This is a genomic window from Pseudomonas sp. B20(2017) (genome assembly GCF_002113125.1).
In the GTDB taxonomy this organism is placed as follows: Bacteria; Pseudomonadota; Gammaproteobacteria; order Pseudomonadales; family Pseudomonadaceae; genus Aquipseudomonas.
On record NZ_NEJP01000005.1, the window covers coordinates 50915 to 73568 of the forward strand.

At 59.1% G+C, this 22654-nt stretch carries 25 protein-coding genes; 16 read left to right on the plus strand and 9 right to left on the minus strand.

Annotation, left to right across the window (positions count from 1 at the left end; all coding sequences use genetic code 11):
- Positions 1 to 51 precede the first annotated feature (51 nt).
- The 7 genes from CAF63_RS08825 to CAF63_RS28815 all read left to right on the plus strand — a co-directional run bounded on the left by CAF63_RS08825 (position 52) and on the right by CAF63_RS28815 (position 4898).
- Positions 52 to 621, plus strand: a complete 570-nt coding sequence (locus CAF63_RS08825) for an electron transport complex protein RnfA (RefSeq protein ID WP_085684490.1) — start codon at positions 52 to 54, stop codon at positions 619 to 621.
- Positions 618 to 1832, plus strand: coding sequence for an electron transport complex subunit RsxB (rsxB, locus tag CAF63_RS08830; protein WP_085684492.1), 1215 nt, complete (start codon positions 618 to 620; stop codon positions 1830 to 1832). The genes CAF63_RS08825 and rsxB overlap by 4 nt, the downstream gene beginning before the upstream one ends.
- Positions 1819 to 2802: an RnfABCDGE type electron transport complex subunit D gene (locus tag CAF63_RS08835; RefSeq protein ID WP_085684494.1), complete on the plus strand. Its 984-nt coding sequence runs from the start codon at positions 1819 to 1821 to the stop codon at positions 2800 to 2802. The genes rsxB and CAF63_RS08835 overlap by 14 nt, the downstream gene beginning before the upstream one ends.
- The gene (locus CAF63_RS08840; protein WP_085684496.1) at positions 2799 to 3404 is read left to right on the plus strand and encodes an RnfABCDGE type electron transport complex subunit G; all 606 of its coding nucleotides are present in this window, start codon (positions 2799 to 2801) and stop codon (positions 3402 to 3404) included. Before CAF63_RS08835 ends, CAF63_RS08840 begins: the two co-directional genes overlap by 4 nt.
- The gene (locus CAF63_RS08845) at positions 3401 to 3982 is read left to right on the plus strand and encodes an Rnf-Nqr domain containing protein (RefSeq protein WP_085684498.1); all 582 of its coding nucleotides are present in this window, start codon (positions 3401 to 3403) and stop codon (positions 3980 to 3982) included. Before CAF63_RS08840 ends, CAF63_RS08845 begins: the two co-directional genes overlap by 4 nt.
- Complete coding sequence (nth, locus tag CAF63_RS08850) at positions 3979 to 4617, plus strand: endonuclease III (protein WP_085684500.1); 639 nt, start codon at positions 3979 to 3981, stop codon at positions 4615 to 4617. Before CAF63_RS08845 ends, nth begins: the two co-directional genes overlap by 4 nt.
- Before the next feature lie 107 nt (positions 4618 to 4724).
- Positions 4725 to 4898 carry a PA3496 family putative envelope integrity protein gene (locus CAF63_RS28815; protein WP_178081279.1) on the plus strand — a complete coding sequence of 58 codons (174 nt, stop codon included), beginning with the start codon at positions 4725 to 4727 and terminating at the stop codon, positions 4896 to 4898.
- A gap of 88 nt (positions 4899 to 4986) precedes the next feature.
- Here CAF63_RS28815 and CAF63_RS08855 read toward each other — a convergent pair whose 3' ends face one another.
- Positions 4987 to 5613: a response regulator transcription factor gene (locus CAF63_RS08855; RefSeq protein ID WP_007953203.1), complete on the minus strand. Its 627-nt coding sequence runs from the start codon at positions 5611 to 5613 to the stop codon at positions 4987 to 4989.
- Between the two features lie 409 nt (positions 5614 to 6022).
- Here CAF63_RS08855 and CAF63_RS08860 point away from each other — a divergent pair, with 409 nt between their 5' ends.
- Positions 6023 to 6601, plus strand: coding sequence for a hypothetical protein (locus CAF63_RS08860; RefSeq protein WP_085684502.1), 579 nt, complete (start codon positions 6023 to 6025; stop codon positions 6599 to 6601).
- A 131-nt stretch (positions 6602 to 6732) separates the two neighbouring features.
- Here the strand turns inward: CAF63_RS08860 and CAF63_RS08865 are convergent, their stop codons facing one another.
- Both CAF63_RS08865 and CAF63_RS08870 read right to left on the minus strand, forming a co-directional pair.
- The gene (locus tag CAF63_RS08865; RefSeq protein WP_007953201.1) at positions 6733 to 7950 is read right to left on the minus strand and encodes an argininosuccinate synthase; all 1218 of its coding nucleotides are present in this window, start codon (positions 7948 to 7950) and stop codon (positions 6733 to 6735) included.
- A gap of 129 nt (positions 7951 to 8079) precedes the next feature.
- Positions 8080 to 8988 (minus strand): OmpA family protein, encoded by a 909-nt coding sequence (locus CAF63_RS08870; protein WP_085684504.1) that lies wholly within the window; start codon positions 8986 to 8988, stop codon positions 8080 to 8082.
- Between the two features lie 160 nt (positions 8989 to 9148).
- Between CAF63_RS08870 and pyrC the strand changes: the two genes are divergently transcribed.
- Both pyrC and rnt read left to right on the plus strand, forming a co-directional pair.
- Entirely contained in the window at positions 9149 to 10195 is a 1047-nt protein-coding gene (pyrC, locus tag CAF63_RS08875; RefSeq protein WP_039765844.1) for a dihydroorotase, read from the plus strand.
- On the plus strand, positions 10192 to 10866 hold the full coding sequence (gene rnt / locus CAF63_RS08880) for a ribonuclease T (RefSeq protein ID WP_007953196.1): 675 nt from the start codon (positions 10192 to 10194) through the stop codon (positions 10864 to 10866). Before pyrC ends, rnt begins: the two co-directional genes overlap by 4 nt.
- 88 nt (positions 10867 to 10954) lie before the next feature.
- Here rnt and CAF63_RS08885 read toward each other — a convergent pair whose 3' ends face one another.
- Positions 10955 to 11557: a peroxiredoxin gene (locus tag CAF63_RS08885; protein ID WP_007953195.1), complete on the minus strand. Its 603-nt coding sequence runs from the start codon at positions 11555 to 11557 to the stop codon at positions 10955 to 10957.
- 291 nt (positions 11558 to 11848) lie between these two features.
- Here CAF63_RS08885 and CAF63_RS08890 point away from each other — a divergent pair, with 291 nt between their 5' ends.
- The gene (locus CAF63_RS08890) at positions 11849 to 12067 is read left to right on the plus strand and encodes a bacterioferritin-associated ferredoxin (protein WP_007953193.1); all 219 of its coding nucleotides are present in this window, start codon (positions 11849 to 11851) and stop codon (positions 12065 to 12067) included.
- A gap of 199 nt (positions 12068 to 12266) precedes the next feature.
- Positions 12267 to 12743 (plus strand): bacterioferritin, encoded by a 477-nt coding sequence (bfr, locus tag CAF63_RS08895; RefSeq protein ID WP_085684506.1) that lies wholly within the window; start codon positions 12267 to 12269, stop codon positions 12741 to 12743.
- Positions 12744 to 12914: 171 nt separating this feature from the next.
- On the opposite strand, the gene grxD is transcribed toward bfr, so the two are convergent.
- The 3 genes from grxD to CAF63_RS08910 all read right to left on the minus strand — a co-directional run bounded on the left by grxD (position 12915) and on the right by CAF63_RS08910 (position 15879).
- Positions 12915 to 13256 carry a Grx4 family monothiol glutaredoxin gene (gene grxD / locus CAF63_RS08900; protein ID WP_039765841.1) on the minus strand — a complete coding sequence of 114 codons (342 nt, stop codon included), beginning with the start codon at positions 13254 to 13256 and terminating at the stop codon, positions 12915 to 12917.
- 97 nt (positions 13257 to 13353) lie between these two features.
- Complete coding sequence (locus CAF63_RS08905) at positions 13354 to 15459, minus strand: molybdopterin oxidoreductase family protein (protein WP_085684508.1); 2106 nt, start codon at positions 15457 to 15459, stop codon at positions 13354 to 13356.
- 129 nt (positions 15460 to 15588) lie between these two features.
- Positions 15589 to 15879 (minus strand): hypothetical protein, encoded by a 291-nt coding sequence (locus CAF63_RS08910; protein WP_007953190.1) that lies wholly within the window; start codon positions 15877 to 15879, stop codon positions 15589 to 15591.
- A gap of 406 nt (positions 15880 to 16285) precedes the next feature.
- Here CAF63_RS08910 and argF point away from each other — a divergent pair, with 406 nt between their 5' ends.
- Together argF and CAF63_RS08920 are read left to right on the plus strand one after the other, a co-directional pair.
- The gene (argF, locus tag CAF63_RS08915; protein WP_045121707.1) at positions 16286 to 17206 is read left to right on the plus strand and encodes an ornithine carbamoyltransferase; all 921 of its coding nucleotides are present in this window, start codon (positions 16286 to 16288) and stop codon (positions 17204 to 17206) included.
- Entirely contained in the window at positions 17203 to 18312 is a 1110-nt protein-coding gene (locus CAF63_RS08920; protein WP_085684510.1) for an ABC transporter ATP-binding protein, read from the plus strand. The genes argF and CAF63_RS08920 overlap by 4 nt, the downstream gene beginning before the upstream one ends.
- Positions 18313 to 18361: 49 nt before the next feature.
- On the opposite strand, the gene CAF63_RS08925 is transcribed toward CAF63_RS08920, so the two are convergent.
- Positions 18362 to 19144 (minus strand): PhzF family phenazine biosynthesis protein, encoded by a 783-nt coding sequence (locus CAF63_RS08925; protein WP_007953185.1) that lies wholly within the window; start codon positions 19142 to 19144, stop codon positions 18362 to 18364.
- A gap of 89 nt (positions 19145 to 19233) precedes the next feature.
- Positions 19234 to 19704, minus strand: coding sequence for a Cys-tRNA(Pro) deacylase (ybaK, locus tag CAF63_RS08930; protein ID WP_085684512.1), 471 nt, complete (start codon positions 19702 to 19704; stop codon positions 19234 to 19236).
- Positions 19705 to 20064: 360 nt separating this feature from the next.
- On the opposite strand from ybaK, the gene CAF63_RS08935 reads away from it, so the two are divergent.
- Together CAF63_RS08935 and glpK are read left to right on the plus strand one after the other, a co-directional pair.
- Entirely contained in the window at positions 20065 to 20916 is an 852-nt protein-coding gene (locus CAF63_RS08935) for an MIP/aquaporin family protein (protein WP_085684514.1), read from the plus strand.
- Between the two features lie 78 nt (positions 20917 to 20994).
- Positions 20995 to 22497, plus strand: a complete 1503-nt coding sequence (gene glpK, locus CAF63_RS08940) for a glycerol kinase GlpK (RefSeq protein WP_085684516.1) — start codon at positions 20995 to 20997, stop codon at positions 22495 to 22497.
- Positions 22498 to 22654: the final 157 nt, after the last annotated feature.

Genomic DNA, 22654 nt, shown 5'->3' on the forward strand with positions numbered 1-22654 from the left:
CGGATAATGCCTAACCTTAAGTGATACACGCCCGTTCCTGCCGGCAGAACCATGACCGAACTCGTGCTTACGCTCTTCAGTGCTGCGCTGATCAACAACTTCGTGTTGCACTGGCCGCTGGGCGTCGATCCGCTGTTGGCGGGCGAACGCCGCCAAGTCCACGCACTGGGGCTGGCAACGCTGTGTCTGATGCTGATTGTCGGCGTGGCGGGTTATGCGATCTGGCATTGGCTGCTGGTGCCGTTGCAACTGGAATTCCTGCGCCTGTTTGTGTTTCTGCCGTTGAGCGTCCTGCTGATCGCGCCGTTGTTGAAACTGCTCGTGCGTTGGCAGCCCACGCTGCCATTCGATGGCTTGTGGCCGTTGCTGCTGGGCAATGCCGGCGTACTGGGCCTGACGCTGATTAACACGCAAGCGGACAAAGGCCTGTTTCATTCGATTGCGCTGAGCCTTGGCGCCGGCCTGGGTTTCTGGCTGGTGTTGAGCCTGTTCAGCGATTTGCGTGAGCGCACGGCCGACAACGACATTCCCCTGCCCTTTCGTGGCTTGCCGATCCTGTTGATCGGCGCCGGACTGATGGCCGTGGCTTTTCTCGGATTCAGTGGACTGATCAAAACATGAGTCTGATTCAACGCATCGATGCCCTGCTACCGCAGACCCAATGCGGCAAATGCGGCCATCCCGGATGCAAACCCTACGCTGAAGGCATTGCCGACGGCGAGCCGATCAACAAGTGCCCGCCGGGTGGTGACGAAACCATCGCGGCGCTGGCCGAGCTGTTGAAAATCCCGGTGCTCGAACTGGACATCAGCCGTGGTTCGGCGCCGCCGCAAGTGGCGTTCATCCGCGAGGCCGAATGCATCGGCTGCACCAAGTGTATTCAGGCCTGCCCGATCGACGCGATTGTCGGCGCAGCGAAGCTGATGCACACCGTCATCATCGACGAATGCACCGGATGCGATCTGTGCGTGGCACCCTGCCCGGTCGATTGCATCGAGATGCATCCGCTGCCGCTGGGGATCCTGCCGGTAGTCGGTGGTCTGGCCGCCAGCCTTGAAGAACAGCAGGCCCGCGCAGCCAAACGCGATCACGCCCGCAAGCGCTTTGAACGGCGCAATGCTCGTCTGCAACGCGAAGAACAGCAGAAACAGGCCGAACGCGAAGCCCGGGCGCAGCGCGCGGCACAGGTCGAAGTCGCCGCCACCACGCTCGATCCGGTGCAGGCGGCGCTGGAACGGGTGCGCGCGCAAAAAGCCGCGACCGCCGACGCCGCGCTGAAAAAAGCCAAGATCGATGTGGCCATGAGTCGGGCGCAATTGAACAAGTCGCTCAAGGCATTCGGTCATCCGCCGACCTTCGATCAACAATCGCAGCTGATTGTCCTGCAGCAGCAATTCGAAGCCGCCGAGCGGGCACTGGCGAAGCTGGAAAGCAGCGCGGCATCTGCGCCGGTTGTAGCAGCCCCGGCAAAGGACGCCGATCTGAAACGGGCGAAGATCCAGTTGGCAATGCGCCGCGCCGAGCTGAAAAAGGCGCAAACCGCAGAGGCCCCGCCAACCGAGATCGCCTTACTGGAACAATCGCTGCGTGACGCCGAACAGGCGCTGCACAGCGCCGAAGCCGCCAGCGATCAACCGGCACCGGAGCTTGTGCGCGTCGAGAAACGCCCGATCGACGACCGGCTTCGCCAACTGAAAACCGAACTGGCCTACGCTCGCGCCGACCTGAACAAGCTGCAACGGCGCGACGGCACGCCCGCCGACATCCTCGAAAAGGCCCGCGCCCGCCTGCAAGAAGCAGAGCGGCAGGTACAAGCCCATGTCGTCCATTGAAACCAGAGACGAGCGCCTGCAACAGGCAATGAAGCTGGTTTTGCTGGCGACATTGCCGGGATTACTGGCGTTGTTCTGGTTTTACGGTTGGGGCGTGTTGATCAACCTGATCCTGTCCGTCATCACAGCTTTGGGCGTTGAAGCCGCCGTGATACAGCTGCGTCGGCAGCCGCTTCAAGCCACATTGACCGATGGCAGCGCGGTGGTCAGCGCCACGCTGCTGGCAATTGCCCTGCCGCCTTACTGCCCTTGGTGGCTGACGGTCACGGCGATCGCCTCGGGCCTGCTACTGGGCAAACATCTTTACGGTGGTGTTGGCCGAAATCCATTTAATCCGGCCATGCTCGGCTTCGCGCTGGCCATGGTGATGTTCCCGCAACCGATGACCCATTGGCCGGCCCATGGCCTGGATCTGACGGCAGCTTTTAGCCAGGTGTTCAATCTGGGCGCGCAACCGGATGCGTGGGTTCAGGCCACCGCGCTGGACAGTCTGCGCATCAATAAAAGCCTGACCATGGACGAACTGTTTGCCGGCAATCCGGCATTCGGTCGTTTTGGCGGGCACGGCGCTGAGCGGGTGAACCTGGCGTTCCTCGCCGGTGGGCTGTTCCTGTTGCAGCGTCGGGTGTTTGGCTGGCACGCGCCGGTCGGCATGCTCGCCAGCCTGTTCGTGATCAGCCTGTTGTGCTGGAACGGTTCGGGGTCCGACTCCCACGGCTCGCCACTGTTTCACCTGCTGAGCGGCGCGACCATGCTGGGGGCGTTCTTCATCGTTACTGAACCGGTGTCGGGGGCAAAAAGTCCGCTCGCCCGCCTGCTGTTCGGTGTCGGCGTGGGGTTGCTGACTTACGTGATTCGCACCTGGGGCGGTTACCCCGACGGCGTGGCGTTTGCGGTGCTGTTGATGAACCTGTGCGTGCCGGCGCTGGAGCGCTTCGCGATGGCCCGTCAGGCGCAGGTGACACCATGAACCGAACGAACAGCCTGATCACACTGGCGTTGATTACCGCGCTGGGCATCGGCGTGACGTGGCTGGTGCAACGCAGCAACGCACCGCAGATTGCCGCCGAACAGCGTCTGCTTGAGAGTCGTAAATTGCTGGACGTGCTGCCGGTCGACGCTTACGACAATCAGCCGCTCGAACAACCTCTGACGCTGACCGACATCAACCTGAGCCATAGTCAGCTACTGGACGGTTATCGGGCGACCAAAGGCAGCCAGTCCGTGGCGATCCTGCTGCGCAGCCAGACCCAAGGTTATGCCGGCAATATCGAGTTGCTGATTGCCATCGACGCCAACGGCCGACTGCTCGGTGTCAAAAACCTTGAGCAAAACGAAACGCCTTCGCTGGGTGGACATATCGGCGACTGGCCAAATAGCTGGCTTCAGACCTTTAGCGGAAAATCGAGCAACCAACCGACGGACGCCGGGTGGGCCTTGAAGAAGGATCAGGGGCAATTCGACCAGATCGCTGGCGCAACCATTACGTCTCGCGCGGCCATCAATGCCATCCACGATGCCCTGCGTTACTTCGATGAACACCGGACGACCCTGCTCGGGAGCGCGCCATGAACACGTCAGCGACACTGTCGAACTCGATGATGCTGGTGCTGTTGATCGGTGCCACCGACTCTGTGGCGGGCGCGCTGGCGACTCTGATGATGTTCACCGTTGTCGTGGGCGTTTACGGTTTGTGCATGACACCGCTGCGCTCGCGCCTGAGCAGCGAGAGCCTGTTGCCGGTCAGCCTGGTGCTGACCGCGACCCTGGCGGGCTGCGCCGATATTGTTCTGCAACGCAGTGCGCTGCAGTGGCATCAACTGATCAGTCTTTATGCCGGGTTGATTGCCTTGCAATGCGTCGTGCTGGAGCACAATGGCTTTTTTCGCCAGCCTGTCCGTAAGCGGCTGAAACTGTGCGGCCTGTTTGCAGCGCTGGTGATCGTGCTCGCGGTGTTGCGTGAACTGATCGGTCAGGGCAGCATCGGCCATCATTTGTCGGAACATTGGCAAGGTTTGATTCTGTTCGGCGACGGCCTGCATTTCGCGACGCTGGCGCCCGGCGCCTTCATATTGCTTGGACTATTACTGGCCGCCCGTCAGGCCTGGACTCGCCCCTGCGACCTACCCGAGGAAACGCATCACCCATGAATGCCGCAAAACGACTGGAGATCTTCCGCAGGCTTCACGAGGACAACCCCGAGCCCAAGACCGAATTGGCCTACTCCTCGCCTTTTGAACTGTTGATTGCGGTGATTCTGTCCGCGCAATCGACAGACGTCGGAGTGAACAAGGCGACGGCAAAGCTGTTCCCTGTGGCCAATACGCCAGCGGCCATTCATGCGTTGGGCGTCGAAGGTCTGTCCGAGTACATCAAGACTATCGGCCTCTATAACAGCAAGGCCAAAAACGTGATCGAGACCTGTCGCATGCTGGTCGAGTTGCACAATGGCGAAGTCCCGCAGACGCGCGAAGAACTGGAGGCATTGCCTGGCGTAGGCCGCAAGACCGCCAACGTCGTGCTCAATACCGCTTTTCGCCAATTGACCATGGCCGTGGACACCCACATTTTTCGGGTCAGCAACCGCACCGGCATTGCACCGGGTAAAAATGTGGTCGAAGTGGAAATGAAGCTGATGAAGTTTGTGCCGAAGGAATATCTGCTCGATTCGCATCACTGGCTCATTCTTCACGGGCGCTACGTGTGTCTGGCACGCAAACCCCGTTGCGGCAGCTGTCGGATCGAAGATCTGTGCGATTACAAGCACAAAACTTCTGACGATTGAGCGGCTATTGGTTTTATTGATTTATCGATTGAAAAAATCTTTTTTACCATCTGCTGGAATATCGATATAAGGAGCGCCAAAGGCAGTCTTAGCCTGGAGTTGACCTTATGAGCACCAGCAAAGAGCAAGTGGATGTAGAAGACGATTTCGTCGCAGAAGCTGACGACGAACCGGTAGTCGAAGTTGCCAAGACCAACCTGAGCAAACGTCGCACCATCGACAATCTGCTTGAGGAGCGGCGACTGCAGAAGCAATTGGCCGATTACGATTTTGATCTCTGACATTTGAAAGCCTCCCGAAACGGAGGCTTTTCACTTTCTGCCGCAAGCTGATTTCCGATCTGCCCTTGCCCCGTCAGCGCCCGAGCGATCAGACAAGGCCGTTTCGCTGCGCCAGTTCAATCAGATCCACCAGCGAACGAGCGTTAAGCTTCAACAACAGTCGGGTCTTGTAGGTACTTACGGTCTTGTTGCTGAGGAACATGCCATCGGCAATTTCCTTGTTGGTCTTGCCGCGCGCCAATTGCTGCAACACCATCATCTCCCGGCCAGACAGGCGATCGACCATATCGGCTTCGCTGGCATTCCCCAGACTGGTTCGCACGGTGTGCAGCGCCTGATTCGGAAAATAACTGTATCCGGACAGTACCGCCTTGATAGCGCTCAGCAACTCCGTCAGATCCTGTTGCTTGCAAACATATCCCGCGGCCCCCGACTGCATGCAACGCATGGAGAAATGACCCGGCGACTGGGATGTCAGCACAAGTACTTTCAACGGCATGGCACTTGTTGTGAGACGGGCAATGACTTCCAGTCCGTCCAGTTTCGGTATGCCGATATCCAGTATCACGATATCGGGCATCTGGTCGCGCGCAAGTTGTAACGCATCCACTCCATTGTCGGTTTCTGCAATGACTTCGTAGCCATGACGCTCCATCAGCATACGTACCGCAAGACGAATGACGGGGTGATCATCCACGATCAGCACTTTATTCATGGGCAAGTCCAGTTTCGCTGTTCGAATTTTTAGAACCGGCACAATAACGTAGTCACTTCATCCATAGCACAGAGAAGTTCCTTCACACCAGCAGCAAGAGACGCTTCCTACATCTAACGAAGATTAATCCTACAGAAACTGCTCACCAGACAAGAAACCTGTCGACCCGCGAGTGCGAAAAATCTGCACCACACAACTTAAACCTCACCTCCCTCTTGATAACAAACTCAAGAAAATCAGAGCGAGCCACCCTTTACACACAAAAACCTGAAACAACATATTTATACCAATTCAGAAAAATTTAATATAAACACGAAACAGCGGCTACAGGACCAGACTCCCGCAGCCACCAACTTATAAAATCTCAAAAAACACTTCAAGAGAACGGCCAATTTCATGAGTAAAGAGCATGCAGAAAAAAGAAAAAATGACCAACCCCATCAGCATTATCGCTGTCTTTGCGTTGATAACCGAGACTTCCGCAGCAGTTTCCCTACCTTTTCTGGATAATGACGAACGGAAAATCTATATCTGGCTTTTGATCAGTTTCCCATTTTTTTTGACGTTTCTTTTTTTCATAACGCTCAACTTCAATTATCGTTCTCTCTATGCACCCTCTGACTTCGATAATGACAAAAGCTTTTTAAAAGCATTCGAGACCATCAATTCCGACTTATCGGAGGCTCCTGAAAAACCCAATGAAACACTGCACACTGTAAAACTTCCAAAACCATTTAACACGCTATACATCATTGATACCAGAACCGGATATACCGAACCGGAAACGAACAGACTATTGGAAAAAATCCCACAGACGAACAAGCACTCGCTCAGAGTTTTCCTGTTTCTGACCAAATCGACGTCGGAAGTTTCATCAACGGAAAGCATCTTAAAATCGTTTAAACAGGGAAAAAAAATGGCAGGAACGACCTATTGTATTATTTACGATGGCAGTTCGATGAAGTTGATTTTGACGGGAAAGAGTTGAAATGTCGCGTAACCGCGACTGCGATAAAGATCGCGGGGCTGAACGGGATCGAGCAGTTCTAAGCAAAAAGTCTCACGAAAGCGGCCTTGTCGCGATGACAAGGCCGCTCTTTCAGATCAGGCCTGAAACTCTTAGAACAGCTTGCGGCCCTTGTTGGCAGCAATGCGCATGCGCAGCGCGTTGAGCTTGATGAAGCCCGCCGCGTCGGCCTGGTTGTAGGCGCCGCCGTCTTCTTCGAAGGTCGCGATGTTGGCGTCGAACAGCGAGTCGTCGGACTTGCGGCCGGTCACGATCACGTTGCCTTTGTACAGCTTCAGGCGCACGACGCCGTTCACGTTGACCTGGGAGGCGTCGATCATCTGTTGCAGCATCAGACGCTCAGGGCTCCACCAGTAACCGGTGTAGATCAGGCTGGCGTACTTCGGCATCAGCTCGTCTTTCAAGTGAGCGACTTCGCGGTCCAGGGTGATCGATTCGATGGCGCGGTGAGCGCGCAGCATGATGGTGCCGCCCGGGGTTTCGTAGCAGCCACGGGACTTCATGCCGACGTAACGGTTCTCGACGATGTCCAGACGGCCGATGCCGTGCTCGCCACCGATCTTGTTCAACGTCGCCAGCACGGTGGCCGGGGTCATCTCGACGCCGTCCAGCGCGACGATGTCGCCGTTGCGGTAGGTCAGTTCCAGGTATTGCGGGGTGTCGGGAGCCTTCTCCGGGGAGACGGTCCAGCGCCACATGTCTTCTTCGTGCTCGGTCCACGTGTCTTCCAGCACGCCGCCTTCATAGGAGATGTGCAGCAGGTTGGCGTCCATCGAGTACGGGGATTTCTTCTTGCCGTGACGCTCGATCGGGATCGCGTGCTTCTCGGCGTAGTCCATCAGCTTCTCGCGGGACAGCAGGTCCCACTCGCGCCAAGGGGCGATCACTTTCACGCCTGGCTTGAGTGCGTAGGCACCCAGTTCGAAACGGACCTGGTCGTTGCCCTTGCCGGTCGCGCCGTGGGAAATGGCGTCGGCGCCGGTTTCGTTGGCGATTTCGATCAGACGCTTGGCGATCAGCGGACGCGCGATGGAAGTACCCAGCAGGTACTCGCCTTCGTAAACGGTGTTGGCGCGGAACATCGGGAACACGAAGTCACGCACGAATTCTTCGCGCAGGTCGTCGATGTAGATTTCTTTGACACCCATGGCCTGCGCCTTGGCGCGAGCCGGCTCGACTTCTTCGCCCTGACCCAGGTCAGCGGTGAAGGTCACGACTTCACAGTTATAAGTATCCTGCAGCCACTTGAGGATCACCGAAGTGTCCAGGCCGCCGGAATACGCCAGAACGACCTTGTTTACGTCCGCCATGCCATCACTCCACGGGGTTCTACGGAAAGCCGAGGAGTCTACCGCTCAAACGCGATAATTTACAGAGGCGCGACAGCTTAAGACGACAAAGCGACAGAATCTGTCGAGAGGGCGACGATGACCGGAAGGTCAGGAAGTCGCCGCAGTACTGGCAGGTGTACTGGCTTGAGGCGCTGGAGCAGTGACCGGTGCCACCCGTGCCAGTTTAACGCTGACCCGGCGGTTCTTCGCCCGGTTGGCGGCATTGGTGTTCGGCACCAACGGGTATTGTTCACCGTGAAAACGCACGGTGATCTGCGACTCGGCGATGCCGTTGGCCTTGAAGAAATCAACCACCGCCAGTGCGCGGCGGCGCGACAGCTCACGGTTGGTCAGGCGATTGCCGCTGTTGTCCGAGTAGCCATCAAGCTCAATGTGATTGACCGTTGGATCGGCTTTCATGAACTCAAGCATCACTTGTAGCCTGGCTTTCGCGGCGGCGTCCAGATCGGTGCCTTCGCCCGGAAAGCCGACCTGAGAGTGTTTGACCTGATCGAAATTCTGCGGGAGCAGTTTCGCCACGCAGGTCTGGTAGTCATTGAAAGCCTTGCTGAACTTGACCGGCAACAGGCGCACTTCGGAGACCCGCCCATCGCCGGAAGCACGGCGCACCACCGGGCTGCGACCTTCCAGCAAACCGCTGATCAACCCCCCGGCCTGCGATTGCGAACTGTTGAACAGCACATTGCCGGTACCGATTCTGACACTGCCCAGATTGATGTCGTTACGTCCCGGCTGCCATGGAGCTGCCGCTGCAAGCAACGTCGCCGAACCACCGCCAAGCATCGCGTTGTAGGCATTCAGACGAAAAATCGCCTGCTCGCCGGCCTTGCGCACGAATTGCCCAGAGCCGAAGTCGGTGATCGGCTGCGTCAGACGGCACTCGAACTTGTCGCCCTCGACCGTCCACTCAATGTTCTCCAGACGGGTCTGGTAGGTCAGTGCCATCGCGGGAAGGCTGGCAAACACACTGAGCAAGGCTAAATATCGCTGGCGCACGGGAGGCTCCATTGGCTTCTACAACAAAAAAGACCGAGACATACATCTTTACGGCATACCTATGGGATATCGGACGCTCGTCGCAAAACTTGATAGCGAGTGCCTGCAAGAGTCTTTTCCGGTAGCATTCGCCTCAGTTTGACCCGCCTGGAATCCCCTCATGTCCGACCGCCTGACCCTGCTGCGTCCCGACGACTGGCACATTCATCTTCGCGATGGTGCCGTGTTGACCAATACCGTTGCGGATGTCGCGCGCACCTTTGGTCGCGCCATCATCATGCCCAACCTGGTACCTCCGGTGCGCAACGCCGCTGAAGCCGACGGCTATCGCCAGCGGATTCTCGCTGCCCGGCCGGCCGGCAGTCGTTTCGAGCCGCTGATGGTGCTGTACCTCACCGACCGCACCCAGCCCGAAGAAATCCGTGAGGCCAAGGCCAGCGGTTTCGTGCACGCCGCCAAGTTGTACCCGGCCGGCGCCACCACCAACTCCGATTCCGGGGTCACCAGCATCGACAAGATTTTCCCGGCGCTGGAAGCCATGGCCGAAGTCGGCATGCCGCTGTTGATCCACGGTGAAGTCACTCGTGGCGACGTCGACGTGTTCGACCGCGAAAAAATCTTCATCGACGAGCACATGCGCCGCGTCGTCGAGCGTTTCCCGACACTGAAAGTGGTGTTCGAACACATCACCACCGGCGATGCCGTGCAGTTCGTCAACGAGGCTTCGGCCAACGTCGGCGCAACCATCACCGCGCATCACCTGCTCTACAACCGCAACCACATGCTGGTAGGCGGGATCCGGCCGCACTTCTATTGCCTGCCGATCCTCAAGCGCAACACGCACCAGGAAGCCCTGCTCGACGCCGCCACCAGCGGCAGCGCGAAGTTTTTCCTCGGTACCGACTCGGCACCGCACGCCCAGCACGCCAAGGAAGCCGCCTGCGGCTGCGCCGGCTGCTACACCGCGTACGCCGCCATCGAGCTGTACGCCGAAGCCTTTGAACAGCGCAATGCGCTGGACAAGCTCGAAGCGTTCGCCAGCCTCAACGGCCCGCGCTTCTACGGCCTGCCGGCGAACACCGATCGCATCACCCTGGTTCGTGACGAATGGACCGCCCCGACCAGCCTGCCTTTCGGCGAGCTGACCGTTATTCCGCTGCGCGCCGGTGAAAAACTGCGCTGGCGCCTGCTGGAGGAACACGCGTGAGTGAAGACCATTTCGACGACGAACTGGACGGTCAAGGTGGCGGTGGTTCCCGCCATCCTATGGCAGCACGCTTTCGCGGCTACCTGCCGGTTGTCGTCGACGTAGAGACCGGTGGTTTCAACTCGGCCACCGACGCTCTGCTGGAGATTGCCGCGACCACCATCGCCATGGATGAAAAGGGTTTCGTCTACCCGGACCACACCTACTTCTTCCGCGTCGAGCCGTTCGAAGGCGCCAACGTTGAAGCGGCGGCACTGGAATTCACCGGGATCAAGCTCGATCACCCGTTGCGCATGGCCGTCAGCGAAGAGACGGCCCTGACCGACATCTTCCGTGGCGTGCGCAAGGCCTTGAAGGCCAACGGTTGCAAGCGGGCGATTCTGGTCGGCCACAACAGCAGCTTCGACCTGGGCTTCCTCAACGCCGCCGTCGCGCGGCTGGACATGAAGCGCAACCCGTTCCACCCGTTCTCCAGTTTCGACACCGCAACCCTCGCCGGTCTGGCGTACGGCCAGACCGTATTGGCCAAGGCCTGTCAGGCAGCCGACATCGACTTCGACGGCCGTGAGGCGCACTCCGCGCGTTACGACACCGAGAAGACGGCCGAGCTGTTCTGTGGCATCGTCAACCGCTGGAAACAGATGGGCGGCTGGGAAGACTTCGACGACTGATCCTCGTCGGGTTTCTTCCGAGCATGAAAAAACCGGCCACGTGGGCCGGTTTTTTTGTACCTCGCTTCCTGAACCTGAAGCGTGCGCCTTACAGGGCAGCAGCGTTCTCGGTCAGGTATGCCGCAACGCCTTCTGGCGAAGCGTTCATGCCTTTGTCGCCTTTTTTCCAGTTGGCAGGGCAGACTTCGCCGTGCTCTTCGTGGAATTGCAGAGCGTCGACCAGACGGATCAGCTCTTCCATGTTACGGCCCAGCGGCAGGTCGTTGACGATCTGCGAGCGGACAACGCCTTTGTCGTCGATCAGGAACGCGCCACGGAAAGCCACGCCGCCTTCGGACTCAACGTCGTAGGCCTTGGCGATATCGTGCTTCATGTCGGCAGCCATGGTGTACTTCACCTGGCCGATGCCGCCATTGTTGACCGGGGTGTTGCGCCAGGCGTTGTGGGTGAAGTGCGAGTCGATCGACACGGCGATCACTTCAACGTTGCGTGCCTTGAAGTCGGCCATGCGGTTGTCCAGAGCGATCAGCTCGGACGGGCAGACGAAGGTGAAGTCCAGCGGGTAGAAGAACACCAGGCCGTATTTGCCTTTGATGGCCGAGGACAGGGTGAAGCTGTCAACGATCTCGCCATTGCCGAGTACGGCCGGGACGGTGAAGTCAGGGGCTTGTTTGCCTACGAGTACGCTCATTGATATCTCCTGGTGTAAAAACTTGAAGTTCAGGGTCCGGGCCAGCCTGTCACCCTCAGGCGACAGCCCTGTGACACGAACCCCCTTCGCAAGGGCCGACCATCATACACTGCGTTTTTCGACTGTCCTTAAAGGTTTTTCGCGAAATCCCGGCTGGCATTCAGCCATGCCCCACCGTTCGTCAGTCACAGGCGCTGGCGATGAAAACCACTGGGAAAGCACTTTGACAATCATTCTCGTTAACATTAAGATCCATCGCAATTGAGTCACAACCAGCGACGGTTCTCACTTATGTATGTTTGCCTCTGCACTGGCGTCACCGACGGACAGATCCGCGAAGCGATCTATGAAGGTTGCTGCAGCTATAAAGAAGTCCGTCAGGCCACCGGCGTAGCCAGCCAATGCGGCAAATGTGCGTGCCTGGCGAAAGAAGTGGTTCGCGAAACCCTGACCAAGCTGCAAACCGCCCAGGCTGCGATCCCCTACCCGGCAGAATTTACAGCCGCGTAATTATCCCGAATTCGAAGAACCGGACTTATGTCCGGTTTTTTTATGCCTGAAAATCAACTGCTTAGCGTCTAGACGCGGAACACAAACATTCTTATTCAGATTAATTTTCATTTATTATTCAATAACTTAGGTTTGACACTTATAAATACCAAGCTCAAACTCTGCCTTATATACCGCTACTTAGGGCAGGACTCCCATCATGAAAGGCGACGTAACAGTCATCCAGCATCTCAACAAGATCCTTGCCAATGAGCTGGTCGCGATCAATCAGTACTTCCTGCATGCGCGTATGTATGAAGATTGGGGCCTGAACAAGCTCGGCAAACACGAGTACCACGAATCCATCGACGAGATGAAGCACGCGGACAAGCTGATCAAGCGCATCCTGTTCCTCGAAGGCCTGCCGAATGTGCAGGACCTGGGCAAGCTGCACATCGGCGAGCACACCAAGGAAATGCTGGAGTGCGACCTGCGTATCGAAAAGACCGGCCATGCTGACCTGAAGGTCGCCATCGCCCATTGCGAATCCGTCGGTGACTTCGGCAGCCGCGAACTGCTCGAAGACATTCTCGAATCCGAAGAAGAACACATCGACTGGCTGGAAACCCAACTCGGTCTGATCGATAAAGTCGGTCTTGAAAACTATCTGCAATCGCAGATGGGCGAAGACGAGTAATTAGCCAGCGCTAAACTCGAGACACTAAAAAGCCCCGCACTCTTTCGAGAGGCGGGGCTTTTTATTGCCATGTCTGCAGGAGTCTGGCTTGCCAGCGAAGTAGAGACCGCGGTTCAACAGCTACACCGCGTCATCGTTCTTCGCGAGCAAGCTCGCTCCCACAAAAGCCAATCAGGCTTCGGACTTGGCCGCAGCAGCCTTGGCGGATGCTTCCTTGACCAGAGTCTGCAGCTCACCGTTGGCGAACATTTCAGCCATGATGTCGCTGCCGCCGACCAGTTCACCGGCTACCCACAGCTGCGGGAAAGTTGGCCAGTTGGCGTACTTCGGCAGGTTGGCACGGATTTCCGGGTTCTGCAGGATGTCGACGTAGGCGAACTTCTCGCCACAGCCCATCACAGCCTGCGCAGCTTTCGCGGAGAAGCCACACTGCGGGGCATTCGGCGAGCCTTTCATGTAAAGCAGAATGGTGTTGTTGGCAATCTGCTCTTTAATCGTTTCGATGATATCCATGGAGCACCTCGGCTGAACTTTCCGACTCATGGGTCGGCACGGTGGCGCATTGTAACGGAATCCCGAGCGCCCTGCTCGGTCTCCCCGACAGACTTGCTCAAGCCGCCGCCACCGTCACCGGCACGCCATTGAGCGCCGCGTTGCCTGACAGCTCGTCGAGCTGGCATTCATCGGTCAGATCGTTGGCGCTGGAGCCCGGCTGGCCACTGGCAATCGCCATCTGCACGCCCGGCCGGGCATGACCCCATCCATGCGGCAGGCTGACTACGCCCTTCATCATGTCCGCGCTGGCCAGCACTTCGACCTCGATCTGGCCGACCCGTGAACTCACGCGCACAAGCTGACCATCACTGAGCCCGCGACTGGCGAGATCGTCCGGGTTCATCAACAACTGATGACGCGGCTTGCCCTTCACCAACCGATGATAGTTGTGCATCCAGGAATTGTTGCTGCGCACATGGCGGCGGCCGATCATCAATAGCTCATCGGCGGCCGGCGCCTGCAACGCGGCGAAACGCGCCAAGTCGGCGAGGATTTCCGGCGGTGCCGCCTGAACCCGTTGATTGGCAGTCTTCAACCGCGCGGTCAGGTTGGGTTTGAGCGCTCCCAAGTCGACACCGTGCGGATGATCGAACAGCGTCGCAAGCGACAATTTTTGCTCGGATGCATCGCCATACAAGCCCGTGCGCAACCCCATGTCGATCATCTTCGCCGGCGGAATCGTCGGCTTCAGCTCCTTGCCGGTCTTCGCGGCAAAGGCCTTGGCCAGCCCGACGAAGATTTCCCAGTCGTGCAGCGCCCCTTCGGGTTTGGCGAGGATTGCCCGGTTGAACCGGGTGACGTTGCGCACCGCGAACAGGTTGAAGGTGGTGTCGTAGTGATCGTTCTCCAGCGCCGAGGTCGACGGCAGGATCAGGTCGGCATAGCGCGTGGTTTCGTTGATGTACAGATCGACGCTGACCATGAACTCCAGCCCGTCCAGCGCCTGCTCCAGTTGCCGGCCGTTGGGTGTGGACAGCACCGGATTGCCGGCCACGGTGATCAGCGCGCGAATCTGCCCCTCGCCCTCGGTGAGTATTTCTTCGGCCAGCGCCGAGACTGGCAGCTCTCCGCCGTATTCCGGACGCCCGGACACGCGGCTCTGCCATTTATTAAAGTGCCCGCCCGAAGTCGAGGCCACCAGATCCACCGCCGGCTCGGTGCACAAGGCACCGCCAATGCGGTCCAGGTTGCCGGTGACCAGATTGATCAACTGCACGACCCAATGGCACAGCGTGCCGAAGGCCTGAGTGGAAACGCCCATCCGGCCATAACAAACGGCGCTTGGCGCGGCGGCGAAGTCCCGGGCCAACTGGCGGATCTGCTCGGCAGGAACCGCGCACAACGGACTCATGGCTTCGGCAGTGAACCCCGCCACCGCTGCGCGCACTTCGTCCAGACCGTCCACCGGCAAATGACTTTCAGACGTCAGCCCTTCGCTGAACAGCGTATTGAGCACACCAAACAACAACGCCGCATCTCCACCCGGACGCACGAACAGATGCTGATCGGCCATCGCCGCCGTCTCGCTGCGCCGTGGATCGACCACCACCACTTTGCCGCCCCGGGCCTGAATCGCCTTCAGACGCTTCTCGACATCCGGCACGGTCATGATGCTGCCGTTGGACGCCAGCGGATTACCGCCCAGAATCAGCATGAAATCGGTGTGATCGATGTCCGGGATCGGCAGCAGCAGGCCGTGGCCGTACATCAGGTAGCTGGTCAGGTGATGGGGCAGTTGATCGACCGACGTCGCCGAATAGCGGTTGCGGGTTTTCAACAGGCCGAGGAAGTAATTGCTGTGGGTCATCAGCCCGTAGTTATGCACGCTGGGGTTGCCCTGATACACGGCAACCGCGTTCTGCCCGTGACGCTCCTGAATGGCCGAGAGTTTTTCGGCCACCAGTTCGAACGCTTCTTCCCACTCTATCGGCAGCCACTCGCTGCCGACCCGGCGCATCGGCTGGCGCAGGCGATCCGGATCATTCTGGATATCTTGCAGCGCCACGGCCTTGGGGCAGATGTGCCCGCGACTGAACGTGTCCAGGGCGTCGCCCTTGATCGAGGTGATCTGCACCTGGCCGTCGGTTTCGGTGGTTTCGATGGTCAAGCCGCAGATGGCTTCACACAGGTGGCAGGCACGGTGATGGAGAGTCTTGGTCATGGCCAGTCTCTGTCTTGTTCTGGGCAGGCAATCACGCCTGCGGGAACAAAACTATGGCCCGCGACCCGGTGCAGCGCCAGCGACGTTCGTCTTGTGAATCGGCGGCCATCAGGCCCGCCGATAGACGCGTCAGTTCGCCGGAAGCTGGGGCGGCGCGGCCAGCTGGATTTCCTGGATGGTCTCGATCTGCTCGTGGGCGACGTGGACGCCGGTGAGTTCGCCGATCAGTCGCCAGTGCTCGTCGAGCCCGGCGCTGATGGTCGCCATGCGGTCGATCATCTGCCGGCTGGCGGCCTTGACCACGTCGTCATCACTGCGCAGCAGTTCGAAGGACATCGAGGTCATCGAGGCGGTGAGGTGGGTCAATGAGCGTGCCGTGTGGCCCAGCAGTTCCATTAACAGTTTTTCTTTCGATTCCATGCGGAGGCTTCCTGCGTCGCTCGTGGTTTATTTATAACCCAGCACTTTGCTTTAGCAAATGTTTCAGCCTGCGCATCCGACCAAGCGAACCGGTGGCTCACGGGTCGCAAACCGACCAGAGCCGTGCCATCCCCGCCGCGCCTGATTGCCAAGCCCGGTGGGGCCAGTGTACAAATGCCCCGTTGCCCTCTCGAAAACTGACCGGAAATCACAGTGCTGGCACTGTTCTCACCCCGGCGCATTTCTGCAAAAACCGTAGCCTATTGGAAAAACGCGACATTTAGTGTCAATATCGCGCCTTCCCCTATTTCGTCGCCCCCGTGCGGCTTACGCCGCAGGTCTCGCCCGTTGTTCCGATAAACAAGGCTTTGAGCATCTGCGGTTTGTAGCAAAAAGGTAGTCAATGATGAGCGCAAGGCACTTTCTCTCCCTGATGGATTGCACGCCCGAAGAGCTGGTCAGCGTGATCCGTCGAGGCGTTGAGCTCAAGGACCTGCGTAACCGCGGCGTACTGTTCGAGCCTCTGAAAAACCGCGTCCTGGGGATGATCTTCGAAAAATCCTCGACCCGTACCCGGATCTCCTTCGAGGCCGGCATGATCCAGCTCGGCGGCCAGGCGATCTTCCTGTCGCCGCGCGACACCCAGCTGGGCCGTGGCGAGCCGATCGGCGACTGCGCCATCGTCATGTCGAGCATGCTCGATGCGGTGATGATCCGTACCTTTGCCCACAGCACCCTGACCGAATTCGCTGCCAACTCCCGCGTGCCGGTGATCAACGGCCTGTCCGATGACCTGCACCCGTGCCAGTTGCTGGCCGACATGCAGACCTTCCTCGAGCACCGCGGCTCGATCCAGGGCAAGACCGTGGCCTGGATCGGCGACGGCAACAACATGTGCAACAGCTATATAGAAGCGGCCATCCAGTTCGACTTCCAGTTGCGCGTGGCCTGCCCGGAAGGCTATGAACCAAACCCTGAATTCGTGGCCAAGGCCGGTGACCGCGTGACCATCGTCCGCGACCCGAAAGACGCCGTGCGCGGCGCGCATCTGGTGAGCACCGACGTCTGGACCTCCATGGGTCAGGAAGAGGAAACCGCCAAGCGCCTCAAACTGTTCGCGCCGTACCAGGTCACCCGTGCCCTGCTCGACCTCGCGGCCGAGGACGTGTTATTCCTGCACTGCCTTCCCGCACACCGCGGCGAAGAAATCAGTCTCGACCTGCTCGATGACCCACGCTCCGTCGCTTGGGATCAGGCAGAAAACCGTCTCCACGCACAGAAGGCCCTGCTCGAGTTCCTTGTAGAACCGGCATATCACCACGCATGAGCCATGAATTACTGCTGAACCTGCGCAACCTCGCTTGCGGTTATCAAGATCAACGTGTGGTGCAGAACCTCAATCTGCACCTCAACGCCGGCGACATCGGCTGCCTGCTCGGTTCCTCGGGCTGCGGCAAGACCACCACCCTTCGCGCGATTGCCGGTTTCGAACCGGTGCACGAAGGGGAAATATCTCTCGGCGGTGAGGTGATCTCCAGCGCCGGTTTCACCCTCGCTCCGGAAAAACGCCGGATCGGCATGGTGTTCCAGGACTACGCGCTGTTCCCGCATCTGAGTGTTGCGGACAACATCGCCTTCGGCATCCGCAAGCACCCGAACAAGGAGCGCGTCACCGAAGAGCTGCTGGAACTGGTCAACCTGAAGAACCTCGGCAAACGCTTCCCCCACGAGTTGTCCGGTGGTCAGCAACAACGTGTCGCCCTCGCCCGCGCCCTGGCGCCGGAGCCGCAACTGCTGCTGCTCGACGAGCCGTTCTCCAACCTCGATGGCGAATTGCGCCGCAAGCTCAGCCACGAAGTACGCGACATCCTAAAGGCCCGTGGCACCAGCGCGATTCTGGTGACTCACGATCAGGAAGAAGCCTTCGCCGTCAGCGATCACGTCGGCGTGTTCAAGGAAGGCCGGCTGGAGCAGTGGGACACGCCGTACAACCTCTATCACGAGCCGGCGACGCCGTTTGTGGCCAGCTTTATCGGTCAGGGTTACTTCATTCGCGGTCAGCTCGGCAGCCCGGAATCGGTGCAGACCGAACTCGGCGAATTGCGCGGCAATCGCGCCTACACCTGGCCGGTCGGTGGCGCGGTGGATGTGCTGCTGCGTCCGGACGACATCGTTTACGCGCCGGACAGTGGATTGAAAGCGCGGATCGTCGGCAAGACCTTCCTCGGCGCCTCGACCCTGTATCGCCTGCAACTGCCGACCGGCGCCCAGCTGGAATCGATCTTCCCGAGCCATGCCGACCATCAGGTGGGTGCGGATGTCGGGATTCGTGTGGCGGCGGAACATCTGGTGCTGTTCCAGGCCTCCGGCAGCACGGCTGCGCAGATTCCCACCGTGGAAAACGGCGTGCGCCGTTACAGCACCGCGCACTGATCTGCACACAAATAATGAGGGAGCCTGATGGCTCCCTTGTTTTTTGGCTTCAGCCCAGCATCAATGTGCCGCTGGCCACCAGCGTCGCATTCCCGCCGATCTTCACCCGCTCGCCCTCCAACCGACAGAACAACTCCCCGCCCCGCGCCGAGCGCTGGCATGCGGTGAGGCTCGATTTGCCCAGACGTTTCGACCAATACGGAATCAGGCTGCAATGGGTCGAGCCGGTCACCGGGTCTTCATTGATGCCGATCGCCGGGGCGAAATAGCGCGAGACGAAGTCATGCTGATTGCCCCGAGCCGTGACGATGGCGCCGAGCCAAGGCAATTTGGCCAAGGCGACCATGTCTGGCTGGCAATCGAGTACCGCCTGCTCGGACTCCAGCACCACAAACAGCTCGTTGGAACTCAGAACGTCCACTGCCTGGACATTCAGCGCCCGCTCGATCTCCACGGTGACGCCTTTCTCCACCGCTTCAATGGCCGGAAAATCCAGCCACAACCGGCCACCTTCACGGCTGACGCTCAACGGCCCGGACTTGCAGGTGAAATCCAGACGCTCGGCCGTTTCCTTATAGATCTCGAACAGCACATAGGCGCTGGCCAGCGTCGCGTGGCCACACAGCGGCACCTCGGTGGTCGGCGTGAACCAGCGGATATGCCACGCCTGCCCTTCGCGCACCAGAAACGCGGTTTCCGCCAGATTGTGCTCGGCGGCGATCTTTTGCATCAGTTCATCCGCGAGCCACGCGTCGAGCCGATAGACCATTGCCGGATTGCCACTGAACGGCCGATCACTGAACGCGTCGACCTGATGAAACTCGAGCTGCATAACCTTCTCCCTGTGTCAGTCGAACGAGCATGCAGCGTGGGCCGGATCAGCGCCAGTGACAGTGCCGGCCAATTTTCTTCATACAGATGTCAAACGCGACCGATGTCGGCAAATTTCGCCTGGGTATGTTCCGCCAATACCGCCGGCGCCAATTCCACTTCCAGCCCGCGCCGCCCGGCGCTGACATAAATGGTCGCAAAAGGCTGGGCCGAATTATCGATAAAGGTGCGCAGGCGTTTTTTCTGCCCCAGCGGACTGATGCCGCCCAGCAGGTAACCGGTGGAACGTTGCGCGGCGGCCGGGTCGGCCATCTCGACTTTTTTCACTCCGGCGGCGTGGGCAAGCCCCTTGAGGTCGAGACTTCCGACGACCGGCACCACGGCCACCAGCAACTCCCCCTTTTCACTGGCCGCCAGCAGCGTCTTGAACACCTGCGCCGGATCGAGCCCCAGCTTTTCCGCGGCCTCCAAGCCATACGACGCGGCCTTCGGGTCATGTTCGTAACTGTGCACGCGATGTTCGGCACGAACTTTTTTCAACAAGTCCAACGCAGGGGTCATGGCAGCTCCGGGCTCGGCAGTGGCGAAAAATCCTGCGGCGGATTTTAGGCCATAGCAGTGCAAAAGGCTCTACCACGCGCCACGTTTCCCGGGGTTTGCAGGCCGATGACGGTACTGCAGAACGGGTGACCCGCAGGATCATTCACATGACTGATAGTTTATTTATGACTGACGGTTCACTTTCGACCTTTGACAGGTTTGTTTCTTGTCTATATTTTTTCGAATCTGAATAATGCAAGAATTATCGTCATCGCAGCACCCAGCAGTAAACCGGGAACAGGATGGGGATCCTGCCTCGGCGAAAATCGCGCCTTGCCCTGTCGGCAATGCGCCAGACAACAACAAAAACCGAGGTTTTCAATGACAACTGCGTTACAGCAACCTTCGCTCTCGAGCCAGTGCCTGGCCGAGTTTCTGGGTACTGCACTCCTGATCTTTTTCGGTACCGGTTGTGTCGCCGCGCTCAAGGTCGCGGGCGCCAGCTTCGGTCTGTGGGAAATCAGCATCATCTGGGGCGTCGGCGTGAGCATGGCGATCTACCTCACCGCCGGTGTCTCCGGCGCGCACCTGAACCCTGCCGTCAGTATCGCCCTGAGCATTTTTGCCGACTTCGAAAAGCGCAAATTGCCGTTCTACATTCTTTCCCAGATTGCCGGCGCCTTCTGCGGCGCGCTGTTGGTTTACACGCTGTACAGCAACCTGTTCTTCGATTTCGAACAAACTCACCATATGGTTCGTGGCACTGAAGCCAGCCTCGAACTGGCATCGGTGTTCTCCACCTTCCCGAACCCTGCGCTGTCGACTGCCCAGGCGTTCCTGGTCGAGGTGATCATCACCGCGATCCTGATGGGCGTGATCATGTCCCTGACCGACGACAACAACGGCCTGCCGAAAGGCCCGCTGGCGCCGCTGCTGATCGGTCTGCTGATTGCCGTGATCGGCAGCTCGATGGGCCCGCTGACCGGTTTCGCGATGAACCCGGCCCGGGACTTCGGTCCGAAACTGATGACTTTCTTCGCGGGCTGGGGTGAAATTTCCTTCACCGGCGCACGTGAAATCCCGTATTTCCTGATTCCGATTTTTGCACCGATTGTCGGTGCCTGCCTCGGCGCTGCCGGGTATCGCGGGCTGATTGCCCGCCACCTGACCGGCGCCACACCTGCTACAAAGGATGCAGAACCGGCCATTGACGGCAAACCAAGAACTTCTTGAAACAGTCGGCGCGGGCTCCTGCCCTTATAGAGCCCGCGCCACGGCCCACTCTCCCTTATTTCGTCCAAGGCAATCGACATGACCGACATTCAGAATAAAAACTACATCATTGCCCTCGATCAGGGTACGACCAGCTCCCGCGCGATCATTTTCGACCGCGACGCGAACGTGGTCTGCACCGCACAACGCGAATTCGCCCAGCATTATCCGCAAGCCGGTTGGGTCGAACACGATCCGATGGAAATCTTCGCCACCCAGAGCGCGGTGATGGTCGAAGCGCTGGCCCAGGCCGGTCTGCATCACGATCAGGTCGCTTCCATCGGCATCACCAACCAGCGTGAAACCACCGTGGTCTGGGACAAGACCACCGGCCGCCCGGTGTACAACGCGATCGTCTGGCAATGCCGCCGCAGCACCGAGATCTGCCAGCAGCTCAAGCGCGACGGTCATGAAGACTACATCCGCGACACCACCGGCCTGGTCACCGACCCGTACTTCTCCGGCACCAAACTGAAGTGGATCCTCGACAACGTCGAAGGCAGCCGCGAGCGCGCGCGCAATGGCGAACTGCTGTTCGGCACCGTCGACAGCTGGCTGATCTGGAAATTTACCGGCGGCAAGGTGCACGTCACCGACTACACCAACGCCTCGCGCACCATGCTCTTCAATATCCACACCCTGGAGTGGGACGCGAAGATGCTGGAGATCCTCGACATCCCGCGCGAAATGCTGCCGGAAGTCAAAGCCTCTTCGGAAATCTACGGTCGCACCAAGAGCGGGATCGCCATCGGCGGTATCGCCGGCGACCAGCAGGCCGCGCTGTTCGGCCAGATGTGCGTCGAGCCGGGCCAGGCGAAAAACACCTACGGCACCGGTTGCTTCCTGCTGATGAACACCGGCGACAAAGCCGTGAAATCCCAACACGGCATGCTCACCACCATCGCCTGCGGCCCGCGCGGCGAAGTGGCTTACGCACTGGAAGGCGCGGTATTCAACGGCGGTTCGACCGTACAGTGGCTGCGTGATGAACTGAAAATCGTCAACGACGCCCACGACACCGAATACTTCGCCAATAAAGTGAAGGACAGCAACGGCGTCTACCTGGTGCCAGCCTTCACCGGCCTCGGCGCTCCCTACTGGGACCCGTATGCCCGTGGCGCGCTGTTCGGCCTGACCCGTGGCGTGCGTGTGGATCACATCATCCGCGCTGCGCTGGAGTCGATCGCCTACCAGACCCGCGACGTCCTCGATGCCATGCAACAGGACTCCGGCGAACGCCTCAAGGCCCTGCGCGTGGACGGCGGCGCGGTGGCGAACAACTTCCTCATGCAGTTCCAGGCCGACATCCTCGGCACTCAGGTCGAGCGTCCGAAAATGCGTGAAACCACGGCGCTGGGTGCAGCTTACCTGGCCGGTCTGGCGTGCGGTTTCTGGGGCAGCCTGGAAGAATTGCGCGGCAAGGCCGTGATCGAGCGCGAGTTCGAACCAAGCCTGGACGAAGCGGCAAAAGAGAAGCTCTATAAGGGCTGGAAAAAAGCCGTCAGCCGTACCCGCGACTGGGAACGTGAAGACGCCGAATAAGCCAGTCTGAGGACTGACTAAGGCTGGTCCAAACAGCGTGAAAGCGTAGCGAGCGAAGGCAAGACAAGGCAAAAACAGGCGAGGACGCGGAGTTTACGGGTTTGTAAATGAGCAGTCCGAGCCTGTTTTTAACGCAGGATTGCCGAGCGCAGTAGCT

Coding starts and splice junctions, on each gene's coding strand:
- grxD (WP_039765841.1), bottom strand. CDS start 13,256: ATGGATATCATCGAAACGATTAAAGAGCAGATTGCCAACAACACCATT.
- CAF63_RS28815 (WP_178081279.1), top strand. CDS start 4,725: ATGAGCACCAGCAAAGAGCAAGTGGATGTAGAAGACGATTTCGTCGCA.
- CAF63_RS08905 (WP_085684508.1), bottom strand. CDS start 15,459: ATGACCAAGACTCTCCATCACCGTGCCTGCCACCTGTGTGAAGCCATC.
- CAF63_RS08920 (WP_085684510.1), top strand. CDS start 17,203: ATGAGCCATGAATTACTGCTGAACCTGCGCAACCTCGCTTGCGGTTAT.
- CAF63_RS08935 (WP_085684514.1), top strand. CDS start 20,065: ATGACAACTGCGTTACAGCAACCTTCGCTCTCGAGCCAGTGCCTGGCC.
- CAF63_RS08885 (WP_007953195.1), bottom strand. CDS start 11,557: ATGAGCGTACTCGTAGGCAAACAAGCCCCTGACTTCACCGTCCCGGCC.
- CAF63_RS08865 (WP_007953201.1), bottom strand. CDS start 7,950: ATGGCGGACGTAAACAAGGTCGTTCTGGCGTATTCCGGCGGCCTGGAC.
- CAF63_RS08835 (WP_085684494.1), top strand. CDS start 1,819: ATGTCGTCCATTGAAACCAGAGACGAGCGCCTGCAACAGGCAATGAAG.
- CAF63_RS08845 (WP_085684498.1), top strand. CDS start 3,401: ATGAACACGTCAGCGACACTGTCGAACTCGATGATGCTGGTGCTGTTG.
- CAF63_RS08840 (WP_085684496.1), top strand. CDS start 2,799: ATGAACCGAACGAACAGCCTGATCACACTGGCGTTGATTACCGCGCTG.
- argF (WP_045121707.1), top strand. CDS start 16,286: ATGAGCGCAAGGCACTTTCTCTCCCTGATGGATTGCACGCCCGAAGAG.
- bfr (WP_085684506.1), top strand. CDS start 12,267: ATGAAAGGCGACGTAACAGTCATCCAGCATCTCAACAAGATCCTTGCC.
- nth (WP_085684500.1), top strand. CDS start 3,979: ATGAATGCCGCAAAACGACTGGAGATCTTCCGCAGGCTTCACGAGGAC.
- ybaK (WP_085684512.1), bottom strand. CDS start 19,704: ATGACCCCTGCGTTGGACTTGTTGAAAAAAGTTCGTGCCGAACATCGC.
- CAF63_RS08910 (WP_007953190.1), bottom strand. CDS start 15,879: ATGGAATCGAAAGAAAAACTGTTAATGGAACTGCTGGGCCACACGGCA.
- CAF63_RS08825 (WP_085684490.1), top strand. CDS start 52: ATGACCGAACTCGTGCTTACGCTCTTCAGTGCTGCGCTGATCAACAAC.
- CAF63_RS08860 (WP_085684502.1), top strand. CDS start 6,023: ATGCAGAAAAAAGAAAAAATGACCAACCCCATCAGCATTATCGCTGTC.
- CAF63_RS08890 (WP_007953193.1), top strand. CDS start 11,849: ATGTATGTTTGCCTCTGCACTGGCGTCACCGACGGACAGATCCGCGAA.
- glpK (WP_085684516.1), top strand. CDS start 20,995: ATGACCGACATTCAGAATAAAAACTACATCATTGCCCTCGATCAGGGT.
- pyrC (WP_039765844.1), top strand. CDS start 9,149: ATGTCCGACCGCCTGACCCTGCTGCGTCCCGACGACTGGCACATTCAT.
- rsxB (WP_085684492.1), top strand. CDS start 618: ATGAGTCTGATTCAACGCATCGATGCCCTGCTACCGCAGACCCAATGC.
- CAF63_RS08925 (WP_007953185.1), bottom strand. CDS start 19,144: ATGCAGCTCGAGTTTCATCAGGTCGACGCGTTCAGTGATCGGCCGTTC.
- CAF63_RS08855 (WP_007953203.1), bottom strand. CDS start 5,613: ATGAATAAAGTGCTGATCGTGGATGATCACCCCGTCATTCGTCTTGCG.